This is a genomic window from Chromobacterium sp. IIBBL 290-4, assembly GCF_024207115.1.
Lineage (GTDB): Bacteria > Pseudomonadota > Gammaproteobacteria > Burkholderiales > Chromobacteriaceae > Chromobacterium.
On record NZ_CP100128.1, the window covers coordinates 4,264,984 to 4,286,893 of the forward strand.

Here is a 21,910-nt window from a genome sequence, read left to right on the forward strand (position 1 = left end):
AGAGTCATCGGCTCCGGAGCCGTAAAACGCCCACTTTATCCTATCCGGCCCGGTTTGCGCCACGCCCTTGGCAATACAAAAGCAAATGGCGCCGCCCGATCGGACAGCGCCATTCAATAGTCAGGCTTGAATTCGACTCATCGCCCCTGCCTTGCCTCCCGCATCAGCGTTTCAGCGGTTTCCTTGTCGCCCATTTCCATATACAGCTTGGCCAAGGCCATTTTCTCCTCATCCTCCCCTCCCACAGGCGCGCTGGGCGCGGCGGCAGGGGCCGATAAGGGCGCAGCCAACTCCGCCTCCAGCACCGGTTCCGGCCGGCGAGCCGGCGCAGTCAATATCGGAGCGGGCTCAGGCGCAAGAGAGCGCGATGGCGCCGCAGGCTCAAGCGCGTCGAACAAGGGGTGGCCGGGCACTTCATTGCGGCCCAGCTCGCACACCCTCATCCACATCGTGCTGTCCTTATTGAACATGCCCTTGGTAACGGCAACCTCTTTCAGGAACTCTTCCTTGTCGGGTTGCGAGGCCAGCACCTCCAGCAGCTTGTAGCGCAAATCCTGCCGCATCGGCTCCTTGTCCAGCCCCTCGCGCAATATCAGTATGGCCTGATCGTCGCGGCCGTATGCCAGATAGACCTCCGCCTCCGCCATGACGTCCACCGACCCCAGATCGATGCCATCACTTTTCTTCAGCGAACTCATCAGGGAAGTCAGCGGCCCCAGGGAAAGGCGCGCGGCTTTCTTCGCCTCGCCCCCGGCCTCGCCCGTCGCGCCGCCCTCATCATCGGCGACCGCCGCGCCGCGCTTGCGCCGCATCAGCAGCAATGCCACCAAGGCGACCGCGGCGGCGCCGCCGCCCAGCTTGATCAGCACGTCCTTGTCGCTCAGCACTGCCAACGCGTCATCCACCACGCCGCTGGCCGGCTGCGGTTTGACCTCATGCTTCATCGCGGCCGGATGCGTCTCCATAGGCGGCGCGATCGGTTTGGCGACAGGCACGACCACCGGCGGCGCGGAAGCGAGCTGCTCCTTGGCCATGGCCGGGGCCTTGGCTTGCTCTTCTTTCTTCATCGGCAGGGTAGCCGGCAACGAAGCCGCCGGTTTCGGTTCCGGCCTGGCAGGCGGCGCCGCGGGCTTCTGCTCGGCGGCGATCTTGCTGGCCAAGGCATTCACCGGCGCGGACTGCGCGGTCGATGCCATCGCGGCAGGCGCCGGCGCGGCTTGCGGCGCCGCGGGCTTGCTCTGCTGCATGGCGCGGATTTGATCCTCCAGCGCCTTGGTGCGCTGCTCCGTGTCCTTCAATGCCTGATCCTGCTTGGCCAGTTTGTCCCGCATCTGCTTTTCCGCAGCCAAGGCTGCCGGAGAGGACGCGGACGGCTTGGCCGGCACAGCCGCCGCAACCGGCTTGGCTTCCATTTTGACGGCGGGCTTGGCCTCTTTTTTGGCGGGCGCATGCGTTTCCGCAGGTTTCGCCTCATCCGCGGCGCTTAAACCAGCCTCCTTGCCCCCCTCCGCCAACAGCTTGGCCATATTGCCCGGCTTCGCCTCGGCCTTGCCTGCCTTTGCCTCGCCGGCAGGCTTGACTTGCTCGCGGGCTGCTTCTTTCAACTGCCAACGCGCCGGGTAGCTCAGCTTCGCGCCTGCAAGCAAGCGATTGGGGTTGCCATTGATAAAAGCGTCAGGATTGTCCTTGAGCAGCTTGCCAGCCACATCTTCGCCTTTATCGTGCCCGTGCACGCGCATGGCGATGGCCGACAGGCTATCCCCCGCGCGCACTTGATAGGCCTTGACCGGCTCAGTCGAAGCGGCGGACGGCTGCCCGCTCGATTTAGGAGCCTCGGCCGTCGCCGCCTTGGGCGCCGCGGCCTGAACGGTTTTGCTTTCCTCCTGCGCGGCCGGCGCGGATGCGCTGGCCAAACGATCGGAAGAGCCATCCAGCATCAGGCGATAGGATTTCTGCGCTTGCACATTCCCTGAACGGACTTCGATCCTGAAGCCCAGGTTGGCCAAGGTGATCGGGACGGTCGAAACCAGCTGCAAGACTCTGCGGCCGTCAATGCCGCGGTCAATCTGGTAACCGATGGAAGCAACCTGGCGCAGCAAATCCTTGCCGCCGCCGGCCGAGGTGTCCGGCACGATGTTGATTTGCAGTTGTTCGGCCAGATCGAAGCTATTGCCCAGCAAAGACAGCTCGGCCAATAAAGGCTCGCCCAAGCGGGAGCTCACCCGCAAATCGCTCAATGCCGAACCGTCCAGGCGGCTGGTCTGATCGGGCGTCGCGACATGCTGCTTGCTCTCGCCGTCGCCTTGAGGTTGCGGGGACTTGTTGCGCGGGCCATCGCGACGGTAGTCCACCTCGAATTCGCGCACCAGCTTGCCGCCAGGCCAATTCACCTCAACCGCGAACTTCAGCAGCGGCTCCGAAAAGCTGGCGGGGCCTTTGACCAGCACTTTCTGAATATGGCCATCGCCGCGCTTGATCACGCTGAAACGCAGCGCCTCGGCGGAGCCGCTATAAGGAGACAGCAAGGGGTAATTGTTTCTATCCGCCAGACCGGCAAGCGCGTAATCATCGATGTTTTCATCGACTATCGGGATTTCCGCGGCAAAAGCCTCGCCATCCGCGGACAATACTTTGATGGCCCCCAGCCCCGCATGGGCGATGGATACCCCTCCCAAGCTAGCCAGAAGCAAGGCCAGATTTGCCAAGCGAAAATTTGCAGCCATCGTGGACTTCCCCAACCAGAATTTGCTTGAATGTTTTACTGCCGCTCAGCCACATCCGCGCCGGCGACGGCCATTCATTGCCATCGTCCGCGCTTCGCATCCGAATAAAGACAAGCGCGCGCCTATCTCTCACTCACTGCGATTTAACCCGCGACGCTTTAAATTGACAAGCGGTTCCACCAGCCAAACCACTCATATCATTTATTAAGATAGGTTGCAAAATCAAGAAAGCAAAACATGCGGCATACCGAAACCCTGCCCAGCAGAGCGTCTTGGCCATAGCCGCATGCCCGCCCGCGCGAAATCAAACGCCTATCTTGTCAAGCAAAGCCTGCGCCTCTTGCTTGAGCGCGCCCTGCGCTTCTCCTAGCAAATCTTGCAAGACCTCACTCGCGCCTTCTCTATCTCCCATGTCCAGATAGACTTTCGCGAGGTCCAGCTTAGTGGAGAGCGGATCATCCATCGATCCCGGCGGCGCGCTCTGCAAACCAGCGTCATCCGCCGGCGGGTTGTCGACCGAAGCCATGTCCTCGTACAAAGACTCCAACCCTCCCGCCTCCGCGGCTTCAGCCGGTTTGGCCTCCGCCGCTGGCTCATCCAGATTGAAATCAAAATCCAACAGATTGGTTTCGGCAGCCTCTGCGGCCGGGGCTGGCGCGGGCGCCGCCTCAATCGCGTTTTGCAAGGCTGACTCCAGATCGAAGTCGAGCGCTGGCGGCTCGGCCGACGCGCCGCCCGTCTCTCCGACAGGCGTATCGAACAGCGCAGCCAAAGGATCCTCTTCTTGAGGCATCTCCGCGGCCGGCGGCGGCTCGGCGGCTTCGCCGGAAAGCAGCATTTCGGCATCGGAGCCGAACAACTCGCGATCCAGATCGATGGAGCGCGCCTCCACCGGCTGCAGCTCCTCTTCGGACACTTGATACAGCGGATTTTCCGGATCGATGCCGCGACCCAGCGATGCCGTCTTGGCCCACAACACGCCCTGGCCATCGAAGGCTGCGTGCATTTCCTTCGCCAAGCGTTCGAAATTGCCGACATCCGCGCGCGTCGCGTAAATCTCCAGCAACTTCATCCGCACCTCATGGCGGGATGGGTCTTTTTGCAATGCGTCCTTGAGGATTTCCTCAGCCTGCTGGTCGCGGCCATACGCGATGTAGACCTCGGCCTCCGCGACCGGATCGACCTCGCCCGCATCGATGGCGCCTGCCGCCTGAGTGAAATTGCTCATGAAGGAATGGGAGCCGCCCACCGTGTTGGGGCCATGCCCGGTCACGGTCGAGCGGCTGAGCGTCGCACTGGCCAGATCGGACGCGGCAGAAGATTTGCGACGACGAGCGATCATGAAGCCCAGCAGGCCAAGCAATCCCACCGCGGCCGTGCCGCCGCCGACCAGCGGCAGATTGTCCATCAGCTTGTCCAGCATGGACTGCCGTGGGGGCTGCAAGGGCGGCACCACGTGCGCGGGCTTGGGCGCGGCGCGCGGCGGCTCGACCTTGGGTTTGGGCGCGGGAATCGGCGCGCTGGCGGCCGGAGCCGGGGCGCTGGCCGCCATTTTCACCTCCGGCATGGGCGCGGATGCCGGCATCGCTGCCGGACGCGGCGCCATGCCGGATTGTTGCATCGCTTTCAGTTGCTGCTCCAGCGCGCTTATCCGGCTGGTCGCATCCTGCAGCGCCTTTTCGCGGTCATTGATTTGTTTTTGCAAGTCGTTGAGACGAGCGTTGTCGCCATCGCCCGGAGGCAGCTTGAGGACATCGCCGCCCTTGCCGGGCTGGGCGCCGTCGGCCGGCTGCTGCGCGGGCGCCGGCTCGCCCAGGATGCCGGCCACTTGCTGAGCGCTCAAGGCGCGGGTCTTGCGCGCGGAAGGCACCTTCAGCACGCTGCCCGCCTGCGGATGATTGAGATCGCCGGAGAATGCGTCCGGATTGGCCTGCACCAGCGCGGCCATGGTTTGGCGCAGCGTCGCGCCTTTGGGTTTGACGCGCATCGCCAAAGCGCGCAGCGTGGCGCCGGCCTTGACTGTCAACGTCGCAGGCGTTGCCGGCGCTGCTTTCGCTGTGCTGGCGGATGCCTGATATCGTCCGGTCTGATTGTCATCGGCGTAGCTGGGCACATCCTGCACGATGCGCTGCCCGTTGGGACCGTAATTGGCAGGGTCAAGCAGAACGGTATACTCGCGCACAGAGCGGCCGGACGGCGCCTTCGCCTCCACGACAAAACGCAGATACGGGTCGTTGATAGGCTGCACCGAGCTCACCCGGATCAACGCGCCCTTGGCGTTGGGGCTGAGCGCAAAACGCAGCGAAGATAAAATGGCGCTGTATTCGACATTCAGATTCTGAAACGTCTCGATACCGGCCAAGCCGACGCGCACCGCGTCCATTTCCCCCGCCGGCACACCCGTCATTTCAATGTCCGCCTTCAGGAATTCTCCAAGATTGGAGCGGACATAAATCTTCCCCAAGCCAGCCAACGCCTGCGCAGAACACGCCAACGCGACCAGAAAAACGCCAATCTTGAGCTTTCCCAGATTTATCACTCTCTACCTTCCGGCATTGTGTCGTTGTTTTTTTGCGCGAACCGGCGAAAGGCCGATGGGCAACTGTTCCAATCTTAGGCGTTCTCTACCCGCATAGCTAGATTTCATACAATTGCCAAGCGGCCTTTGCGCCGGCCTTTTCCATCAATTCAAAGCGCTGGGATTCGCCAACAATTCGGCGATGCGCACGCAATGAATCGCCGCGCCGGCTTTTACGTTATCCGCCGAAATCCAGAAACTCGCCACTTGGCCGCGGCAACGCAAACGGCTGATCCAGACACTCTCATTGCCGGTGGCCTCCATCGGCGAAACATAACCGCCGTGCTGGTCTTTGCCGACGACTTGCAATCCTGCGGCCTTGAGGCGATTTTTCAATTGCTCGAGATCAAACTCGCCATGCAGTTCGACTTGAACCGACCAGCTATGGCCAAAGAATACCGGCACGCGGGCGCAGGACGCCTCGATAATGTCGGCCGGAATATCCAGCAGACGCGCGGTTTCTTCGCGCACCGATTTTTCTTCCTCGGATTCGCCGTTTTCATCGATTTCGCCGATCAGCGGCAGCACGTTGAAAGCGATGCGCTTGGAGTACACATGAGTTTCGGCGTCGCGCTGGGAGAACAGCGCGGTGGTCTGGTCCGCCATTTCCTCCATCGCCTTCTGGCCGCTGCCGGACACAGCCTGGTAAGTGGAAACCGACACCCGTTTCACGCCCAGCGGCAGCAGCGGCGCCAGGGCCAGCGCCAGCGGCGTCACCGTGCAATTGGGCACCGAAACCAGCGGCGCGCGGCCGAGATCTTCCAGCGCCGCCGCGTTGATGGCGGGCGCCACCAGCGGCACGCCCTCGGTATTGCGGAAGGCGGAGCTGAAATCCACCACCGCGGCGCCGGCGTCGCGCGCTTGCGGAACATACTGGCGCGAAATGTCGCCGCCGGCGGCGAAGATGGCCAGGCCGACGTTCTCGAAATTGAACTCGTCCACCAGGTGCACATCTAGCTCCAGATTGCCCAGCGAAACGGTGCTGCCGTCCTGCTCGGCGCTATCCACCGCGAACACGCGGGCCGCCGGGAAGTTGCGTTCGGCCAGCAGTTCCAGCACGGCCTGGCCTACCAGGCTGGTTGCGCCCACCACGGCGATTTGCAGAGAAGTCGACATATCTTGTTCCTATCGTTACCGCCGGCCGCATCGGCGCGCCGGCATTGCAATGCAAAAGGGCACCGAGGTGCCCTTTGATTCTGTCAGACCCGGCTGTGCCGGGTCCAGGCTTGGCGCTATTCTACCCGTCAACGGGCGATCAGGATACGCAGCATGCGGCGCAGCGGTTCGGCCGCGCCCCACAGCAGTTGGTCACCGATCACGAAGGCGGAAAGATACTCGCCGCCCATATTCAGTTTGCGCACGCGGCCGACGCCGACTTCCAAGCCGCCGGTGATGGCGGCCGGGGTCAGCTCCTTCACCGAGATGTCGCGCTCGTTCGGCACCCACTTCACCCAGTCGTTGCCGGACTTGATGATGGCTTCGATCTCTTCCAGCGGCAGGTCTTGCTTCAGCTTCACGGTCAGCGCCAGGCTGTGGCAGCGCATCGCGCCGATGCGGACACAGAGGCCGTCCACCGGAATCACGCTGGCGGTGCCGAGAATCTTGTTGACCTCGGCCTGGCCCTTCCACTCTTCCTTGGATTGGCCATTGTCCAGCTGCTTGTCTATCCACGGGATCAGGCCGCCAGCCAGCGGCGCGCCGAAGAATTCGGTCGGCACATCCTCGCGGATGGACTCGGCCACCTTGCGATCGATTTCCAGAATGGCCGAAGACGGCGTAGCCAGCTCTTCCGAAACCGACGCGTGAATCGCGCCCATGCCCTTGAGCAGTTCGCGCATGTGGTTGGCGCCGCCGCCGGAAGCCGCCTGGTAGGTCATCGACGACACCCAGTCGACCAAGCCTTCGCGGAACAAGCCGTTCATGCCCATCAGCATGATGGAGTTGGTGCAGTTGCCGCCGATGAAGTCTTTGACGCCATTGGCGAGCCCCTGGTCTATCAGCTCGCGGTTGACCGGGTCCAGAATGATGATGGAGTCGTCCTGCATGCGCAGCGTGGAAGCGGCGTCGATCCAGTAGCCCTTCCAGCCGGCGGCGCGCAGCTTGCCGTAGACCTCGGTGGTGTAGTCGCCGCCCTGGCAGGTGATGATGACATCCATCGCCTTCAGCTCGTCGATGCTGGAAGCATCTTTCAACGGCGGCACGTCGCGGCCGATATCCGGCGCTTTGCCGCCGACATTGGACGTGGTGAAGAACACCGGTTCGTCGATCACGGCAAAGTCGTTTTCTTCGCGCATCCGTTGCATCAGCACGGAACCGACCATGCCGCGCCAACCTACAAAGCCTACTCTCACTGGAATTCTCCCGAGTCTGTCCTAAGTCCGATTCGTGAATCGCGCCTCGTCTTGCGCAAGGCAACGATTAAATTTTTCTTACCCCATTGTGCAGCGCGGCACGATGTCAGGCAATGGGGCTTATCGTTTTTATTGTGAAATTCATCAGAACAACAGATTTAGCGCGGCTGCACACTGCCGCGCCATGGGCAAGCCAAGGCCTCACACGGCAGGGATCAGCTCAAGATGACTCAACTGCCGCTCAAGCTCCGCGATGGAAGCCCAGGGCAGAATCGGCGAATTGCGCCGCTCATCGGGCGGATTCGACGGCAAGCGGTCGGACCAGCCGCCGCAACCCACCAGCGGCAACAAAGGGCGTTTATGCAGCCAGGCCAGGCACACCTCGGAAATGGTGCCCGCGCGGCCGCCTATCACGATGCAGGCATCGCCGGCCAAGGCCATCAGCAGGTTGCGCGCATCGCCCATGCCGCAGGGAATCACAACCGTCGCCGGCCAGTCGGACGAAGGCATCTGATCTTGAGGAGTGATGCTCACGACCTGCCCGCCTGCCTGCACGGCGCGTTCCGCGGCGACGCGGGTCGCCGGGCTGCCGCAGCCGCTGATCAAGGTCACGCCAAGCGCGGCCAGCCTCTCGCCGGCCGCCGCGGCCAAATCGTATGCCGGTGATCCCGGCTCGGCGCTGCCCAATATGCACACTTGCGAAGAACGAACTCCCTGCGTCACAGTTTTCTCCCCATCCGTGATTAGGCGGTCAAGCCGCCGCCCAGCCAAGAAATACCACAAGCATATCACTATTAAGGAAAAGATTGCTTAGCACTGAGAATTCCGAGAAGAAAAGCAAAACGGGCAGGTCCAAGACCCGCCCGCTTTCATGTCGAACCGCCGCAAATTTACAGCGCGGCGATCACCGCGTCGCCCATCCTGGAGCAGCTGACCTTCTCGCAACCCGCCTCGTAGATGTCGCCGGTGCGATAGCCCTGGGCCAGCACCTTCTTCACCGCATTTTCCACGCGCTGGGCAGCGGCTTCCTGACCAAAGCTGTAACGCAGCATCATGGCGGTGGACAGGATGGTGGCCAGCGGGTTGGCCAGGTTCTGGCCGGCAATATCCGGCGCCGAGCCGTGGCTGGGCTCGTACAGGCCCTTGTTGTTCTGGTCGAGCGATGCAGACGGCAGCATGCCGATGGAGCCGGTCAGCATGGAAGCCTCGTCGGACAGGATGTCGCCGAAGATATTGCCGGTGACCATCACGTCGAACTGCTTCGGATTGCGCACCAGCTGCATCGCGGCGTTGTCGACATACATGTGCGACAGCTCCACCTGCGGGTACTCGCGCGCCACGTCTATCATGATTTCTTTCCAGAACTCGGTGGTCTCCAGCACATTGGCCTTGTCCACCGAACACAGCTTCTTGCCCCGCTTCATGGCGATGCCGAAAGCCACATGGGCGATCCGGCACACCTCGCTTTCGCTATAGCGCATGGTGTTGTAGGCCTCGCGCTCGCCCAGCTCATTGACGGCGATGCCGCGCGGCTGGCCGAAATAGATGTCGCCGGTCAGTTCGCGCACGATCATGATGTCCAGCCCGGCCACGACTTCCGGCTTCAAGGTAGAGGCATTGGCCAGTTCCGGGTACAGGATGGCTGGGCGCAGATTGGCGAACAGGCCCAGGTCCTTGCGGATGGCCAGCAGACCGCGCTCAGGCCGCAGCGGACGGTCCAGCTTGTCGTATTGCGGTCCGCCCACCGCGCCCAGCAGCACCGCGTCGGCCTCGCGCGCCAGCTTCTGCGTGGCTTCCGGATACGGCGCGCCGTATTGGTCGTAAGCGGCGCCGCCCAGGGGCGCGTGCTCGGTCTCGATTTTCAGGCCGTCTTGGCGCAGCACGTCCAGCACGCGCTCGGCCTGGGCGATGATTTCCGGACCGATGCCGTCACCGGGCAGAATGGCGATCTTCATGATTTATCCTTTGCAAACATGCATCCCTTGCGCTCGCGCCAGGCTTGCAGTCTCTTTTATGCATGTGGTCCCTGCCAATTCAGCACAGCCACGCCAATTACGATCAAACTCAAGCCCAGCAGGCGACTCACTGCATAAGGCTCGTTGTACAGCCACATTCCCATCACAGCGGTTCCCGCCGTGCCGCCGGCGGCCCAAACCGCGTAGGTCACACCCACATCCAACCGCCGCAACGCGATACCCATCAACCAAACAGCTGCCACATAGCACGCGCCGCAATACACCGCTGGAACCATGCGACTAAAACCTTGGCTTTGACGCAAGGCAAGCGTGCCGGCGATCTCGACGGCGATGCTGGCTGACAAAACCAGCCAGGCCCATGCATATGAGTTCATACCCTCTCCAGGCGATGCGTTTATACCGAACGCGCCGCAAAACTGAAAAGGACGGTACCCATGTGTTTAATAATGAAGCCTCACTGCTCTGCTAAATGCCGGCACGCTCACTCAGCCTTCACTTCTGTCGTGTCAGCCGCTCGACCAGCGCCTTTTCGCAACATTTGAACACGATGTAGGCCGCCATCGCGGCGTAGCCGGACAGCAGCAATTCGCCCAGCTGGCGCAGCGCGCCATCCATCGCCGCCAGCCAGCCCACATCCAGCCATAATTTCAAATTCAGCTGCAGCAGCAGGGCCAGGTTGACCGTGCCCGCGCCGAACAGCAAAAAACTCAGCCCCAGCAGCGAGAACGCCGCCAGCGGATGGCGATGCAGCCAGGCCATCCAGCCGCTCCGAGCCGCGGCTACCGGCCCTCGTCCATCCTCACGACTGGCTGGTTTCATCCACGCTTGCCCATCCGCTTTTTTCCAGGATGCCGGTCGGCAGGCCATCCAGGCTCACGCCATTGCGGTTTCGCCAATAGTCGCGAATACCGGCCTCGCCTTTGGCGCGGGCCCAGTCGTTCAACTGCTCCCGCTCACCCAGATATTGATAGCAAGGCACCGACATGCCGCAAGAAGACTGCACCAGCTCGACATCCAGCAGAAATATTTGCCGCGCGCCGGGCAAGGGCTCGAACAGGCCGTAATAATCGGGCCAATCCGGGTCTCCGTGATGAATTGCCCGCGCCTGTCCATACAGGCGCAGGATCAACGGTTTGCCTTCGAACGCGCAGAACATCAAAGTCATGCGCGGGCTGTGTTCGATATGGCAGGCCGTCTCGTTGCCGCTGCCGGTGACATTCAGCCAAGCCACTTGCCGCGGCCCCAGCACCCGCAATGAATCCATACCCTTGGGCGACAGGCTCACCAAACCATCCTGCATGGCGGTGGCGACGAAAAACAGTTTCTGCCCGGCAATAAACTCGCGATGCGAATCCTTGAGCTCCAGATAACGCTGTCCCATTTCGCAACCTCCTATGCATGAACCCTATCAGGCAAATAGCCAGGGCTGTTCTGCGCGCCGCTTGGCTTCGAAAGCTTTGATCTCATCCGCATGCTGCAAGGTCAGGCCGATTTCGTCCAGGCCGCCCAGCAGGCAGTGCTTGCGATGCTCGGTGATATCGAACAGGAAGGCCTGGCCTGACGGCGTGAACACCGTCTGCGCCGCCAGGTCCACTTTCAGACTGTAGCCCGGCGTCGCCTCGCACTCCTGAAACAATTGGTCGACAATGTCAGCCGCCAGCACAATGGGCAGCAGGCCGTTCTTGTAGCAGTTGTTGAAGAAGATGTCGGCGAAGCTGGGAGCGATCACCACGCGAAAGCCTTGATCGTCCAGCGCCCACGGCGCGTGCTCGCGGCTGGAGCCGCAGCCGAAGTTCTCGCGCGCCAGCAATACCTGCGCGCCCTGATAGCGCGGCTGATTCAACACAAAGTCCGGGTTCAGCGGGCGTTGGCTGTTGTCCATGCCCGGCTCGCCGTGGTCCAGATAACGCCATTCGTCGAACAGATTGGGGCCGAAGCCGGATCGCTTGATCGACTTCAGAAACTGCTTGGGGATAATGGCGTCGGTGTCGACATTGGCCCGGTCCAAGGGACAGGCCAGGCCCTGCAAAGTGGTGAATGCTTTCATATTGCGCTCCCTGTTCAGGATAACGCGGGGTTACTCGGCGGTGCGCTTGATCGCTTCGCCGCCTTTTTCCACCGCGTTGCCGATCGCCTGTCCAGCCTTCTGCAAACCGTGGCCCACCGCCTGCCCGCCTTCCTTGGCGTCGGCCTTGATGCCTTGCACGGTATTGCAGCCGCCCAGCAGCAGGGCCAGGCTCAGACAAACCATCTCTTTTCTCATGTGATGCGCTCCATTCGGGTGGCAGCCGAGCTGCCGATCTGACAAAAACACATTCTAAGCAATCCCAGCGTTTTCGTCAGACCCATGCCCCGATGCGCGCGACCGACTCAACTGGCGGCAAAACCGCGCACGTCGACGAAGTGCCCCGCCACCGCCGCCGCCGCCGCCATCGCTGGACTCACCAGATGAGTGCGTCCGCCCTGGCCCTGGCGGCCTTCGAAATTGCGGTTGGAGGTGGAGGCGCAGCGCTCGCCCGGCAGCAACCGGTCGGCGTTCATCGCCAGACACATCGAACAGCCCGGCTCGCGCCATTCGAAACCTGCGGCGACGAAAATCTTGTCCAGCCCCTCGGCCTCGGCCTGCGCCTTGACCAGGCCGGAGCCCGGCACCACCAGCACCTGCTTGACGCTGGCGGCCTTCTGGCGGCCCTTGGCCACTGCCGCCGCCTCGCGCAGGTCTTCGATGCGGCTATTGGTACAGGAGCCGATGAACACCACGTCCACCGAAATTTGGTCTATCGGCGTATCGGCCTGCAGGCCCATATAGGCCAGCGCGCGCTCGATGCCGGCCTTCTTCACCGGGTCGTTCTCGCGGGCCGGATTGGGCACTTTGCCGCCCACCTCGGTCACCATTTCCGGAGAAGTGCCCCAGGTCACCTGCGGCTGGATGGCCGCGCCGTCCAGTTCCACCACCGCGTCGAAATGCGCGCCTTCGTCGGAATGCAAAGTGCGCCAGTAAGCCGCGGCTGCCTCCCATTGCTCGGCCTTGGGCGCGTACGGACGGCCCTTCACGTATTCAATGGTCTTGTCGTCCACTGCCACCAGGCCGGAGCGCGCGCCGCCCTCGATCGCCATATTGCACAGCGTCATGCGGCCTTCCATGCTCAGGCTGCGGATCGCCTCGCCGCCAAACTCGATGGCATAGCCGGTGCCGCCGGCGGTGCCGATTTTGCCGATGATGGCCAGCGCCACGTCCTTGGCAGTGACGCCCGCGCCCAGCTTGCCATCGACGCGCACCAGCATGTTCTTGGACTTTTTGGCCACCAGGCACTGCGTGGCCATCACGTGTTCGACTTCAGATGTGCCGATGCCGTGCGCCAACGCGCCGAAAGCACCATGGGTGGATGTGTGGCTGTCGCCGCACACCACGGTCATGCCCGGCAGCGTAGCACCCTGCTCCGGCCCCATCACGTGGACGATGCCCTGGCCCTTGTCCTTGAACGGGAAGTAGGCCAACGCACCGAATGCCTTGATATTGGCGTCCAGCGTTTCCACCTGCTGGCGCGAGATCGGGTCCTGGATGCCCTGGTCCCAATGGTCGGTGGGCGTGTTGTGGTCCGCGGTGGACACCACGGAATCCACTCGCCACAGCGGGCGGCCGGCCAGTTTGAGGCCTTCGAAGGCCTGAGGGCTGGTCACTTCATGCACCAGATGGCGGTCTATGTACAGCAGCGCGGTGCCGTCCGCTTCCTGGCGCACCACATGGCTGTTCCACAGTTTGTCGTACAAGGTTTGCGCGCTCATATTGCGTGTCCTCGGGTCGTCGTTGCACCCATCTTTGACCAGCTTTGATCCTGTTACAAGATAAGCCGTTATACTGGTATAAAAACCAACAGGATCAGAACATGGAATCGACCGCCTCCACCCCGCTCGGCGCCTTCCTGCGAGCGCATAGAGAACGGCTGACCCCGCAGCAGGCCGGCCTGCCTAGCGGCGCGCGTCGGCGCGCCAAGGGCCTGCGCCGCGAGGAAGTCGCGCAGCTGGCCGGCATCAGCCCGACTTGGCTGACCTGGCTGGAGCAAGGCCGCACCGAGTCAGTTTCCGCCCACACCCTGGGCCATCTGGCCGCCGCATTGCAGCTGTCCGGCGCGGAAACCGATTATTTGTTTGATCTGGCAGGGCTGAAAAACCCCAAGGACAAGCGCGCCGAGGACAATCCGCAAGCGCGGGAGATATTGGCGGAGATGCTGCCGCACATCGCCATTCCGGCTTATGTGCTGGACCGCCGCTGGACAGCCGCCGCCTGGAATGAGGCCGCGGCGGAACTGTTTTGCGACTGGCTGGGCAAGCCGGACGCCAGCCGCAGCCAGCTCGACTTCATTTTCCTGACGCCTGAGGCTCGGACCTTCCTCGACAACTGGCCGGAACGGGCGCGGCGCATCGTGGCGGAGCTGCGGGCCGACCTGGGCCAGCAACTGGACGATGCGGAAACAGCGGAGATGCTGCTGCGGCTGCGCCGCGACAGCGCGGAGTTCGACCGGCTATGGCAACAGCAAGACGTGCTGGAGCGAGAAGGCGGCGAGCGCGCCTTCCATCACCCGACGCTAGGCCGGCTTCACAAGCGGCAGATCACGCTGCGGCCGGCCAACGCGCCGGAACTCAAGCTGGTGATGCTGCTATGACTCGGCCGGCGGCCCCAGGTGCTCCTGCAACAGCCGCCAACCCTGCTCATCCTTGATCAACGCGCAGCTGCCGCGCCCGCGCCCCTCCGCGGGCCGCCCATCGACCAGCCCGCGCCAGGAAAACGCGTAGACGCAGGCGGCGAAATCCTCTCCCACATGGGTCCAGTGCAGATCGGAAATGCGATAGTCCTCGCCGCGTATCCATTCAAAGGTCTGGCGGATGGCCTCGCACACCGCCGCCTTGCCCTTGAAGGTGCCATCGGAAAACACGAAACAAGCGTTCTCATGCAGCCACGGCGCCACTTGGCGCCAATCATGCGTAGCCAAGGCTTGCTTGTAACCATCCAGCGCCTGTTGCGGCGTATCGTTCATCATCACTTGCTCTTCTGATATCCAGGCTTCAACCACCGCAAACAAACAAGCACGCCAATCAAGGCTGCGCAGGCAGACATGGCGAAGGTAGGCAGCACGCCGCCGTGCGGCCAGACCAGGCCGCCGATCAGGCCGCCGCCGCTGCCGCCCAAGCCAAAGGAAGCGATGATGTACAGGCCCTGGGCGCGACCGTGGTGCTGCTCGTCGAACATGCGGTTGATCAGACCGATAGACGCCGCGTGGTGCAGCGCGTAAGTGAGCGCGTGCAGCGCTTGCGCGGCGGCGGCCAGCGCCGGCACCGGCAAACAGGTGGCGATCACGCCAAAACGCAGCACGGCGGCCAACAATGAAACCAGCATCAGCGTTTCCAGGCCGAAACGGCGCATGATGCGCGGCATCAACATGAACACGCCGACCTCGAAAGTCACGCCCAGGGCCCACAAGACCCCGACAGCCGCCTTGTCATAGCCGAACTGCTTCAAGCCCAAGGAATAAAAGGTGTAATACGGACCATGGGCGAAAGCCTGCAGAAAACAGCAGGCGAACAGTGCCAGCACCGCCGGTTTCTTCAGAGTCGCCCAGATGGGCCCCGCCTGCTTGTTGCGGCTGACCGGTTTCACTTCCGGCACAGAACAAGCCACCAGCGCCACGCCGCCCAGCAAGGCGGAGGCGATCCACGGCGTCGCGCCTATCCCCCACCAATCCAGCAAATAGCCGCCGCCCGCCGCCAGGCAAACGAAACCGATCGAGCCCCAGACCCGCACCCGGCTGTAGCGGCCAGGGTTTTCGCGCGTGAGATAAGCCGTGCTGGCTTCAACCAGCGGCAGCGCGGCCACCCAGAAGAAATGCGATACCGCCAAGCTGATGAACACCCACCAGAAACCATGGTGGACGCCAACCAGGCTGAAGCTGGCGGCAGACAGGATGGAGGTGCTGATGATGATGTTGCGGCGGCGCCCGCTCTTGTCGGCCAGCCAGCCCCAGAAACCCGGGGCGATGATGCGCGCCAGCGTGGACAGCGCCATCAGCACCGAGATTTGCATGGCGCTGAAGGACAAGGACTCCAGATACAAGCCCCAGAAGGGGCTGAACATGCCCTGGAAGGTGAAATAAGTGAAGTAGAACCCGGCGAACGGCAACAGCGACTGCATTTATTATCTTTCTATTGTTACGCAGTCCGGCGCCAGGCCGGACCGGCGCCGCGTCAGGCGGCTAAAACGACGACTTGAAGCGCGAGATTTCGCGCCTGGCCTTCTTGGTGGGCCGCCCCTCGCCATGCGGGAAGCTGGCGTGATCGGCCTTGAGCAGCAGCCTGCGCTCCTCGCGCGCGGCGATGGAGGCTTCGTCCTCGCGATACATCAGAACCGCCTCCTTGGCCGGCCGGCGTTGCGTGGCGAGTTGCAGCACCTCTACGTTGTACTCCAGCTGATTCAGTCGCAGAAACAGCTGATCGCCTTCTTTTACGATGCGCGAGGCCTTGACCCGGTCGCCATTGACCAGCACCCGGCCCAGCTCCAGCGCTTCATGCGCCAACTGGCGGGTTTTGAAGAAACGCGCCGCCCACAGCCATTTATCCAGACGGACCTTGCCGTCGTCCAACTCTTCGCGCGCCATCACGCCACCTTCCAATGCGCCGACACCTGGCCGAACAGATTCAGATCCAGCGCGTCGCCGCTCTGGATGCGGGCCACGCCTTCCGGCGTGCCGGTGAAAAGCAAATCGCCGTCGGACAACCCATACACGCGGGACAAATAACTGATCTGTTCGGCCACTGGGAACAACATCAGACTCGCGTCGCCACTCTGCCGCAGTTGTCCATTCACGCGGAGCTCGAACTTCAACCGCTGAGGATCGTCGACCCGCGCCGCCGGCACCATCGCGGACACGCAGGCCGCGCCGCGGAAGCCTTTGGCCTTGGTCCACGGGTGGCCCTTGCTCTTCGCTTCGCTTTGCGCGTCGCGGGCAGTCAGGTCCAGGCCGATGCCATAGCCGGAAACATGCGAGAGCGCATTTTCAGCGGCGATATTGTCCCCGCCCTTGCCGATCAAAACCACCAGCTCGCACTCGTGATGAACGTCGTTGGAATAGTCCGGCAAGGCAATCGCGGACGCCTCATCCAATAAAGCGGAAGTCGGCTTCAGAAAAACCAGCGGCTCCGCCTCTACCGCATTGCCCAGCTCGGCGGCATGCGCGGCGTAATTGCGGCCGATGCAGAATATATTTCCAACGCGAATGGTATGTAAGCCAAGTTTTACACTCGCCATTGCAATTCCTCGTGAGTAACGCTGTCAATTATCCCATAAGCGACTATTCGGCGCAGCCATGACTGCGACATTTTTGCGCATTGCAGCAACAAAACTCAGCCATACCCTGCCCTTAGGCCTTGTTTGACGGCCAGGTGGCGTGAAATTGTCATGCAACCCTGTTACAGTCTGCTGGTACATCTGCTTGACCCTCATGTCGCAGACCGATTCAGACAGGCTTCGATAACGCACCAGTTCGTATCAGGAGATTCATCTTGTCCCAGAATAGTACCGCTCCGCTGGAAGAGTTCTTCACCCATCTTTCCACGGCCAATCAACAATGGATGCAGCAGTTCGTCAATTCCCTGTCGCACACCCCCACGCCGGACGCCAATACCGCGCCGCTGTCCGACGCGTGGTCCAGCTTGATGAATCAGACCAGCCAGCTCTTTCACCTTCAATCCAGCCTGTACCAACAGCAATTGAATCTGTGGTCGCAGTTTCTGGGCAACACCTTCCAGCCTGAAGCCCAAAGCGCCGCGCCGGCCAGCGACAAGCGCTTTGCGTCGCCGGAGTGGAGCGACCATCCATTTTACAGCTTCCTCAAGCAAAGCTACCTGCTGACTTCCAAGTGGATGACCGAACTGGTGGATAAAACCCAGATCGACGAAACCGCCAAAGACAAGCTGGCTTTCGCCACCCGCCAGTATCTGGACGCCATGTCGCCCAGCAACTTCATGCTGACCAACCCGGACGTGGTCAAGCGCGCCATCGAGACCAAGGGCGAAAGCCTGGTCGAAGGCATGAAGAACATGCTGGATGACTTCCAAAAAGGCCATATCTCGATGTCGGACGAAAGCAAGTTCGAGATCGGCAAGAACCTGGTAGTGACGCCGGGCCAAGTGGTGTACCGCAACGAGCTGATCGAACTGATCCAGTACACCCCCACCACGGACAAGGTGTACGAGAAGCCGCTGCTGATCGTGCCGCCCTGCATCAACAAGTATTATCTGATGGACCTGCAGCCTGAAAACTCCATGGTCCGCCATTTCGTGTCCCAGGGCTATCGCGTATTCCTGATCAGCTGGCGGTCCGCCGTGGCCGAGATGAAGCACTTCACCTGGGAAACCTATATCGAGAAAGGCGTGTTCGACGCGGCCGAGGCGATCCGCAAGATCACCAAGCAGCCCACCATGAACGCGCTGGGCTTCTGCGTGGGCGGCGTCATCCTCACCACCGCGCTGTGCGTGGCGCAAGCCAGGGGCGAGAAATACTTCGACTCCGCCACCTTCATGACCTCGCTGATCGACCACGCCGAGCCGGGCGAAATCTCCTTCTTCATCGATGAGTCGCTTGTGGCCAACCGCGAAGCCAAGATGGCGGCCGGCGGCATCATCAGCGGCAAGGAAATCGGCCGCACCTTCGCCAGCCTCCGCGCCAACGACCTGGTCTGGAACTACGTGGTCAACAACTATCTGCTGGGCAAAACCCCGGCGCCGTTCGACCTCTTGTACTGGAACAACGACGCGGTGGATCTGCCGCTGCCGATGCACACTTTCCTGCTGCGCCAGTTCTATATCAACAACGCGCTGGTGCGCCCAGGCGCTATCACGCTGTGCGGCGTGCCTATCGACATTTCCAAGATAGACGTTCCGCTCTACGTGTTCGCCGCGCGCGAAGACCACATCGTGCTGTGGGGCTCCGCCTACTCCGGCGTGAAATACCTCACCGGCGCGCCAAGCCGCCGCTTCGTGCTGGGCGCGTCCGGCCATATCGCCGGCTCCATCAATCCGGTGACCAAGGACAAGCGCAATTACTGGGTCAACGACAAGCTGCCGGCCGATCCGGAAGAATGGCTGGAGGGCGCGGAAAGCCGCCCTGGCAGCTGGTGGAAAGACTGGGACGCCTGGCTGTCGCCGCAGTCCGGCAAGCAAATTGCCACGCCCAAGGCGCTGGGAAGCAAGGAATTGCCGCCGCTCTTGGCCGCGCCGGGCAGCTACGTGCTGGCCAAGGCCATGCCCAGCGTGGCCGCCACGCTTCAATAACATAACGATTGCTGACACGACTAACCACCCTCAAGGGAGCATGGCCCGCCCAAGGCGGGCCTTAAGCAAAAGGAGATACACATGGAAGTAGCAATCGTAGCCGCGCAACGCACCGCCATCGGCAGCTTCGGCGGCGCGCTGGCCAAGATTTCCGCGCCGGAACTGGGCGCCACCGTGATCAAGGCGCTGCTGGAGAAAACCGGCGTCAAGCCGGAAGACGTCAGCGAAGTGATCCTGGGCCAAGTCCTCACCGCCGGCAGCGGCCAGAACCCGGCCCGCCAAGCGCTGATCAAAGCCGGCCTGCCGGTTTCCACCCCGGCCACCACCCTGAACGTCGTCTGCGGCTCCGGCCTGCGCGCTGTCCACCTGGGCGTGCAAGCCATCCTGGCGGGCGATGCCGACATCGTCATCGCCGGCGGCCAGGAAAGCATGTCCTTGTCCCCGCATATTCTGCCGGGCTCGCGCGACGGCTTCCGCATGGGCAATGCCCAGTTGGTGGACACCATGGTCAACGACGGCCTGACCGACGCCTACAACGCCTACCATATGGGCATCACCGCCGAAAACGTGGCCGCCAAATACGGCATCAGCCGCGAAGAGCAGGATGCCCTGTCGCTGCAATCTCAACAGCGCGCCTCCGCCGCGCAAAAGAACGGCAAGTTCAAAGATGAAATCGTTCCGGTGCTGGTGCCGCAGCGCAAGGGCGATCCCGTCGCCTTCGCCGACGACGAGTTCATCAAGCACGACGCCAGCGCCGAAGGCCTGGGCAAACTGCGCGCCGCCTTCAAGAAAGACGGCACCGTCACCGCCGGCAACGCCTCCGGCATCAATGACGGCGCCGCCGCCGTGCTGTTGATGTCCGCGCAAAAGGCCGACCAGTTGGGCCTGAAGCCGCTGGCCATCGTCAAAGGCTATGCGCTGACCGGCTGCGAGCCGGAAATCATGGGCATAGGCCCGGTTTCCGCCACCCGCAAAGCTGTGGCCAAAGCCGGCTGGAAAGTGGAAGACCTGGACCTGGTGGAAGCCAACGAAGCCTTCGCCGCCCAAGCCCTGGGTGTGGCGCGAGAGCTGGGCTGGAGCGCCGACAAGGTCAACGTCAACGGCGGCGCCATCGCGCTGGGCCACCCCATCGGCGCCTCCGGCTGCCGCGTGCTGGTGACGCTGCTGCATGAAATGCAGCGTCGCGATGCCAAGAAGGGCTTGGCCACGCTGTGCATCGGCGGCGGCATGGGCGTGGCGCTGGCTGTCGAACGTCCGTAAGCCTGCCTGCCATTGCCCATATCAACCCCGCCCTTGAGGCGGGGTTTTGTTTTTCGCGCCGCTTTGAGGTAGCACGTGCACTCGTCGGAGAAGCTAACTTTTCTTATGCTTTTCTGTATGAGTGCACGAATCCCTTCCTCCCTGAACTGGCTGATCAACAAACGCGCCAGGCTCCTGAGTGACTTGCAGCAGTTAGAGGAGTCTCTCTCAGTGCAGCGTCAGTCGTTAGCGGCTGACGTTCAAAAAGCCGAACAAGCTTTGGAGATGGCGCGCCATCGACTCCTGACTATGCCCGAGCACCTCGCAAGGGTGGTTGAAAATGCAAGGGCCAATCTAGCCGCAGTTGACGCTACCATTCGGCTGCATGAAGTGCAGATCGATCCGGAGATCATTCCACCTATCCGCAGTCATACGAAGAGAAGATGTTCCCGTTACGGCAACATGACAAGGATGGTCATCAATGTCCTACACGAAGCACAAACGACTCCCTTGACGACAGGCCAAATAGCGCAGTTAGTAGGTCCTGCCATGGGTGTCGAATTAGGCGGGAATGGGAGATTTCAGGAGCAGTAGCTTGCTTCCTTAAACACTTTTTACCCATTTATCATCAACGACATGATACTCATCATTGCCTAGAGAAATCCATTGCTGCAATGGAAAATTTGCCGTGATGCGGCGAAGCAGACAGCATCCATCCATGGCAACCGATCCTTTCCGCTAAAACCTGTACGTAGATAAACGGCACCAGAGGTGCCAAGGATCAGCGCCGGCAGCCGTGACTCGCCCCAGGTAATCCCACAAACCGCAAGCTCACCGGCTGAGCACCGAGTTTCAAACAATTCCCTGGCAATACACTGATTCAATATGGTGATACCCTGATGGACAGGTTTCCGTCACCTGCCGCACGCGCCTTTTGAGGTACGACGAAGACGGGGCAATCACGCCCTCCCAAATCATGTTTGATCCCTTGGGTGGCCCGCAAAGCGTGCACCGGACCTACACTCGAAAGAGATCGACATGGATACCTCGACATTCAAGGTGTTCGCGCAGCGCTTGCGTGCACATCTCCAACAGCATTGCACCCCCTTGCAGCATGGTCAGGCACTTGATCTGGTTGCGTCCATCGCGGGCCTATCCCAAGGCGCTCGATGGTTGTTCTCGCCGCCCTGAGCGCAGCGGCTGTCCCGAACGGAAAAAGCCCGGCCAAAAAGCTGCTGAAGCTGACAGAGCCGAAGTATTCGACGGAGCTGGCATACAACGCACTTGCCGATCTGCGCTCACTGGAAGTCCTGATGCACCTGTTCGCGTTGTTCCCGAGCGAACGGATTCTGCTGTGCACAGGAGACAAAGATTTGGCGCTTTTCTGGGCTGGAATCAGGGCGTCAGACTTCGCTTGGCAGGGTACCTACTTCCAATGCAAGTTTTCCCCTGTAGAGGCCTTGCTGCCCAATGTGACGCAGGAACGATTGGCATCGTACTTCAGCGGCTAGGGCACCCCTCGGAAAACTCAAGCACTGCGCACGCTGATGGGGCAAGTACAGCTCACAGGCCCGCGAAGACCTGAGTCATCATGAAATGAAAATGGCGCGCCATGAGAGTAATCTGGCGCGCCATTTCTGCTTGTTTACTAGCTGGTTTTTAATGTGCAGGTACTACCTCAAAGCGTTTCGCGCCGCGTCACATAAAAAGTTGCACACC

At 61.7% G+C, this 21,910-nt stretch carries 21 protein-coding genes; 5 read left to right on the top strand and 16 right to left on the bottom strand.

Translation table 11 applies throughout. The annotated features are described in order from the left end of the window. Positions 1-137: 137 nt before the first annotated feature. The 12 genes from NKT35_RS20070 to leuC form a co-directional block, all read right to left on the bottom strand. Positions 138-2,723 carry a type IV pilus assembly protein FimV gene (locus NKT35_RS20070; protein ID WP_254296454.1) on the bottom strand — a complete coding sequence of 862 codons (2,586 nt, stop codon included), beginning with the start codon at positions 2,721-2,723 and terminating at the stop codon, positions 138-140. Positions 2,724-3,027: 304 nt separating this feature from the next. Beyond that, positions 3,028-5,187, bottom strand: a complete 2,160-nt coding sequence (locus NKT35_RS20075) for a motility hub landmark protein FimV (protein WP_254296456.1) — start codon at positions 5,185-5,187, stop codon at positions 3,028-3,030. A 219-nt stretch (positions 5,188-5,406) separates the two neighbouring features. Beyond that, complete coding sequence (locus NKT35_RS20080) at positions 5,407-6,417, bottom strand: aspartate-semialdehyde dehydrogenase (protein ID WP_254296457.1); 1,011 nt, start codon at positions 6,415-6,417, stop codon at positions 5,407-5,409. A 128-nt stretch (positions 6,418-6,545) separates the two neighbouring features. After that, a complete protein-coding gene (asd, locus tag NKT35_RS20085) occupies positions 6,546-7,652 on the bottom strand; it encodes an aspartate-semialdehyde dehydrogenase (protein ID WP_254296460.1) in 1,107 nt (368 codons plus the stop codon). A gap of 201 nt (positions 7,653-7,853) precedes the next feature. Further along, positions 7,854-8,375 carry an SLOG cluster 4 domain-containing protein gene (locus NKT35_RS20090; RefSeq protein ID WP_254296462.1) on the bottom strand — a complete coding sequence of 174 codons (522 nt, stop codon included), beginning with the start codon at positions 8,373-8,375 and terminating at the stop codon, positions 7,854-7,856. A gap of 167 nt (positions 8,376-8,542) precedes the next feature. Further along, positions 8,543-9,607, bottom strand: coding sequence for a 3-isopropylmalate dehydrogenase (gene leuB / locus NKT35_RS20095; RefSeq protein WP_371926390.1), 1,065 nt, complete (start codon positions 9,605-9,607; stop codon positions 8,543-8,545). Between the two features lie 56 nt (positions 9,608-9,663). After that, positions 9,664-10,002: a DMT family transporter gene (locus tag NKT35_RS20100; RefSeq protein WP_254296463.1), complete on the bottom strand. Its 339-nt coding sequence runs from the start codon at positions 10,000-10,002 to the stop codon at positions 9,664-9,666. Positions 10,003-10,120: 118 nt separating this feature from the next. Next, positions 10,121-10,387 (bottom strand): hypothetical protein, encoded by a 267-nt coding sequence (locus NKT35_RS20105; protein WP_254296466.1) that lies wholly within the window; start codon positions 10,385-10,387, stop codon positions 10,121-10,123. A 40-nt stretch (positions 10,388-10,427) separates the two neighbouring features. Next, positions 10,428-11,009 carry a pyridoxamine 5'-phosphate oxidase family protein gene (locus tag NKT35_RS20110; RefSeq protein ID WP_254296469.1) on the bottom strand — a complete coding sequence of 194 codons (582 nt, stop codon included), beginning with the start codon at positions 11,007-11,009 and terminating at the stop codon, positions 10,428-10,430. A gap of 27 nt (positions 11,010-11,036) precedes the next feature. Next, positions 11,037-11,675: a 3-isopropylmalate dehydratase small subunit gene (gene leuD / locus NKT35_RS20115; RefSeq protein WP_254296471.1), complete on the bottom strand. Its 639-nt coding sequence runs from the start codon at positions 11,673-11,675 to the stop codon at positions 11,037-11,039. 30 nt (positions 11,676-11,705) lie between these two features. Beyond that, positions 11,706-11,891 (bottom strand): entericidin EcnAB, encoded by a 186-nt coding sequence (locus NKT35_RS20120; RefSeq protein ID WP_254296474.1) that lies wholly within the window; start codon positions 11,889-11,891, stop codon positions 11,706-11,708. Positions 11,892-11,998: 107 nt separating this feature from the next. Then, positions 11,999-13,414 carry a 3-isopropylmalate dehydratase large subunit gene (leuC, locus tag NKT35_RS20125; protein ID WP_254296477.1) on the bottom strand — a complete coding sequence of 472 codons (1,416 nt, stop codon included), beginning with the start codon at positions 13,412-13,414 and terminating at the stop codon, positions 11,999-12,001. A gap of 101 nt (positions 13,415-13,515) precedes the next feature. Here leuC and NKT35_RS20130 point away from each other — a divergent pair, with 101 nt between their 5' ends. Next, positions 13,516-14,292 (top strand): helix-turn-helix transcriptional regulator, encoded by a 777-nt coding sequence (locus tag NKT35_RS20130; RefSeq protein WP_254296480.1) that lies wholly within the window; start codon positions 13,516-13,518, stop codon positions 14,290-14,292. Here the strand turns inward: NKT35_RS20130 and NKT35_RS20135 are convergent. From NKT35_RS20135 to NKT35_RS20150, 4 genes are all read right to left on the bottom strand, one after another. Beyond that, positions 14,287-14,667, bottom strand: coding sequence for a nuclear transport factor 2 family protein (locus NKT35_RS20135; protein WP_254296483.1), 381 nt, complete (start codon positions 14,665-14,667; stop codon positions 14,287-14,289). The genes NKT35_RS20130 and NKT35_RS20135 overlap by 6 nt on opposite strands. Continuing rightward, complete coding sequence (locus NKT35_RS20140; protein WP_254296487.1) at positions 14,667-15,815, bottom strand: MFS transporter; 1,149 nt, start codon at positions 15,813-15,815, stop codon at positions 14,667-14,669. The genes NKT35_RS20135 and NKT35_RS20140 overlap by 1 nt, the downstream gene beginning before the upstream one ends. A 61-nt stretch (positions 15,816-15,876) precedes the next feature. After that, positions 15,877-16,278, bottom strand: coding sequence for an RNA-binding S4 domain-containing protein (locus NKT35_RS20145; RefSeq protein WP_254301416.1), 402 nt, complete (start codon positions 16,276-16,278; stop codon positions 15,877-15,879). Next, positions 16,278-16,928 carry a fumarylacetoacetate hydrolase family protein gene (locus NKT35_RS20150; protein ID WP_254296489.1) on the bottom strand — a complete coding sequence of 217 codons (651 nt, stop codon included), beginning with the start codon at positions 16,926-16,928 and terminating at the stop codon, positions 16,278-16,280. Before NKT35_RS20150 ends, NKT35_RS20145 begins: the two co-directional genes overlap by 1 nt. A 323-nt stretch (positions 16,929-17,251) precedes the next feature. On the opposite strand from NKT35_RS20150, the gene NKT35_RS20155 reads away from it, so the two are divergent. The 4 genes from NKT35_RS20155 to NKT35_RS20165 all read left to right on the top strand — a co-directional run bounded on the left by NKT35_RS20155 (position 17,252) and on the right by NKT35_RS20165 (position 21,702). Continuing rightward, complete coding sequence (locus NKT35_RS20155; RefSeq protein WP_371926516.1) at positions 17,252-18,952, top strand: PHA/PHB synthase family protein; 1,701 nt, start codon at positions 17,252-17,254, stop codon at positions 18,950-18,952. Between the two features lie 81 nt (positions 18,953-19,033). After that, positions 19,034-20,212, top strand: coding sequence for an acetyl-CoA C-acetyltransferase (locus NKT35_RS20160; RefSeq protein ID WP_254296494.1), 1,179 nt, complete (start codon positions 19,034-19,036; stop codon positions 20,210-20,212). A gap of 1,017 nt (positions 20,213-21,229) precedes the next feature. Continuing rightward, positions 21,230-21,382 (top strand): glyoxalase superfamily protein, encoded by a 153-nt coding sequence (locus NKT35_RS24240; RefSeq protein ID WP_371926392.1) that lies wholly within the window; start codon positions 21,230-21,232, stop codon positions 21,380-21,382. Next, entirely contained in the window at positions 21,361-21,702 is a 342-nt protein-coding gene (locus NKT35_RS20165) for a hypothetical protein (protein WP_254296497.1), read from the top strand. Before NKT35_RS24240 ends, NKT35_RS20165 begins: the two co-directional genes overlap by 22 nt. Positions 21,703-21,910: the final 208 nt, after the last annotated feature.

Excerpts from the sequence above, each read along its gene's own strand:
- NKT35_RS20070 (WP_254296454.1), bottom strand. The coding sequence starts at position 2,723 with ATGGCTGCAAATTTTCGCTTGGCAAATCTGGCCTTGCTTCTGGCTAGC.
- NKT35_RS20080 (WP_254296457.1), bottom strand. The coding sequence starts at position 6,417 with ATGTCGACTTCTCTGCAAATCGCCGTGGTGGGCGCAACCAGCCTGGTA.
- leuB (WP_371926390.1), bottom strand. The coding sequence starts at position 9,607 with ATGAAGATCGCCATTCTGCCCGGTGACGGCATCGGTCCGGAAATCATC.
- NKT35_RS20100 (WP_254296463.1), bottom strand. The coding sequence starts at position 10,002 with ATGAACTCATATGCATGGGCCTGGCTGGTTTTGTCAGCCAGCATCGCC.
- NKT35_RS20105 (WP_254296466.1), bottom strand. The coding sequence starts at position 10,387 with ATGGCCTGGCTGCATCGCCATCCGCTGGCGGCGTTCTCGCTGCTGGGG.
- NKT35_RS20110 (WP_254296469.1), bottom strand. The coding sequence starts at position 11,009 with ATGGGACAGCGTTATCTGGAGCTCAAGGATTCGCATCGCGAGTTTATT.
- leuD (WP_254296471.1), bottom strand. The coding sequence starts at position 11,675 with ATGAAAGCATTCACCACTTTGCAGGGCCTGGCCTGTCCCTTGGACCGG.
- NKT35_RS20120 (WP_254296474.1), bottom strand. The coding sequence starts at position 11,891 with ATGAGAAAAGAGATGGTTTGTCTGAGCCTGGCCCTGCTGCTGGGCGGC.
- leuC (WP_254296477.1), bottom strand. The coding sequence starts at position 13,414 with ATGAGCGCGCAAACCTTGTACGACAAACTGTGGAACAGCCATGTGGTG.
- NKT35_RS20130 (WP_254296480.1), top strand. The coding sequence starts at position 13,516 with ATGGAATCGACCGCCTCCACCCCGCTCGGCGCCTTCCTGCGAGCGCAT.
- NKT35_RS20135 (WP_254296483.1), bottom strand. The coding sequence starts at position 14,667 with ATGATGAACGATACGCCGCAACAGGCGCTGGATGGTTACAAGCAAGCC.
- NKT35_RS20140 (WP_254296487.1), bottom strand. The coding sequence starts at position 15,815 with ATGCAGTCGCTGTTGCCGTTCGCCGGGTTCTACTTCACTTATTTCACC.
- NKT35_RS20145 (WP_254301416.1), bottom strand. The coding sequence starts at position 16,278 with ATGGCGCGCGAAGAGTTGGACGACGGCAAGGTCCGTCTGGATAAATGG.
- NKT35_RS20150 (WP_254296489.1), bottom strand. The coding sequence starts at position 16,928 with ATGGCGAGTGTAAAACTTGGCTTACATACCATTCGCGTTGGAAATATA.
- NKT35_RS20155 (WP_371926516.1), top strand. The coding sequence starts at position 17,252 with ATGCAGCAGTTCGTCAATTCCCTGTCGCACACCCCCACGCCGGACGCC.
- NKT35_RS20160 (WP_254296494.1), top strand. The coding sequence starts at position 19,034 with ATGGAAGTAGCAATCGTAGCCGCGCAACGCACCGCCATCGGCAGCTTC.
- NKT35_RS24240 (WP_371926392.1), top strand. The coding sequence starts at position 21,230 with ATGGATACCTCGACATTCAAGGTGTTCGCGCAGCGCTTGCGTGCACAT.
- NKT35_RS20165 (WP_254296497.1), top strand. The coding sequence starts at position 21,361 with ATGGTTGTTCTCGCCGCCCTGAGCGCAGCGGCTGTCCCGAACGGAAAA.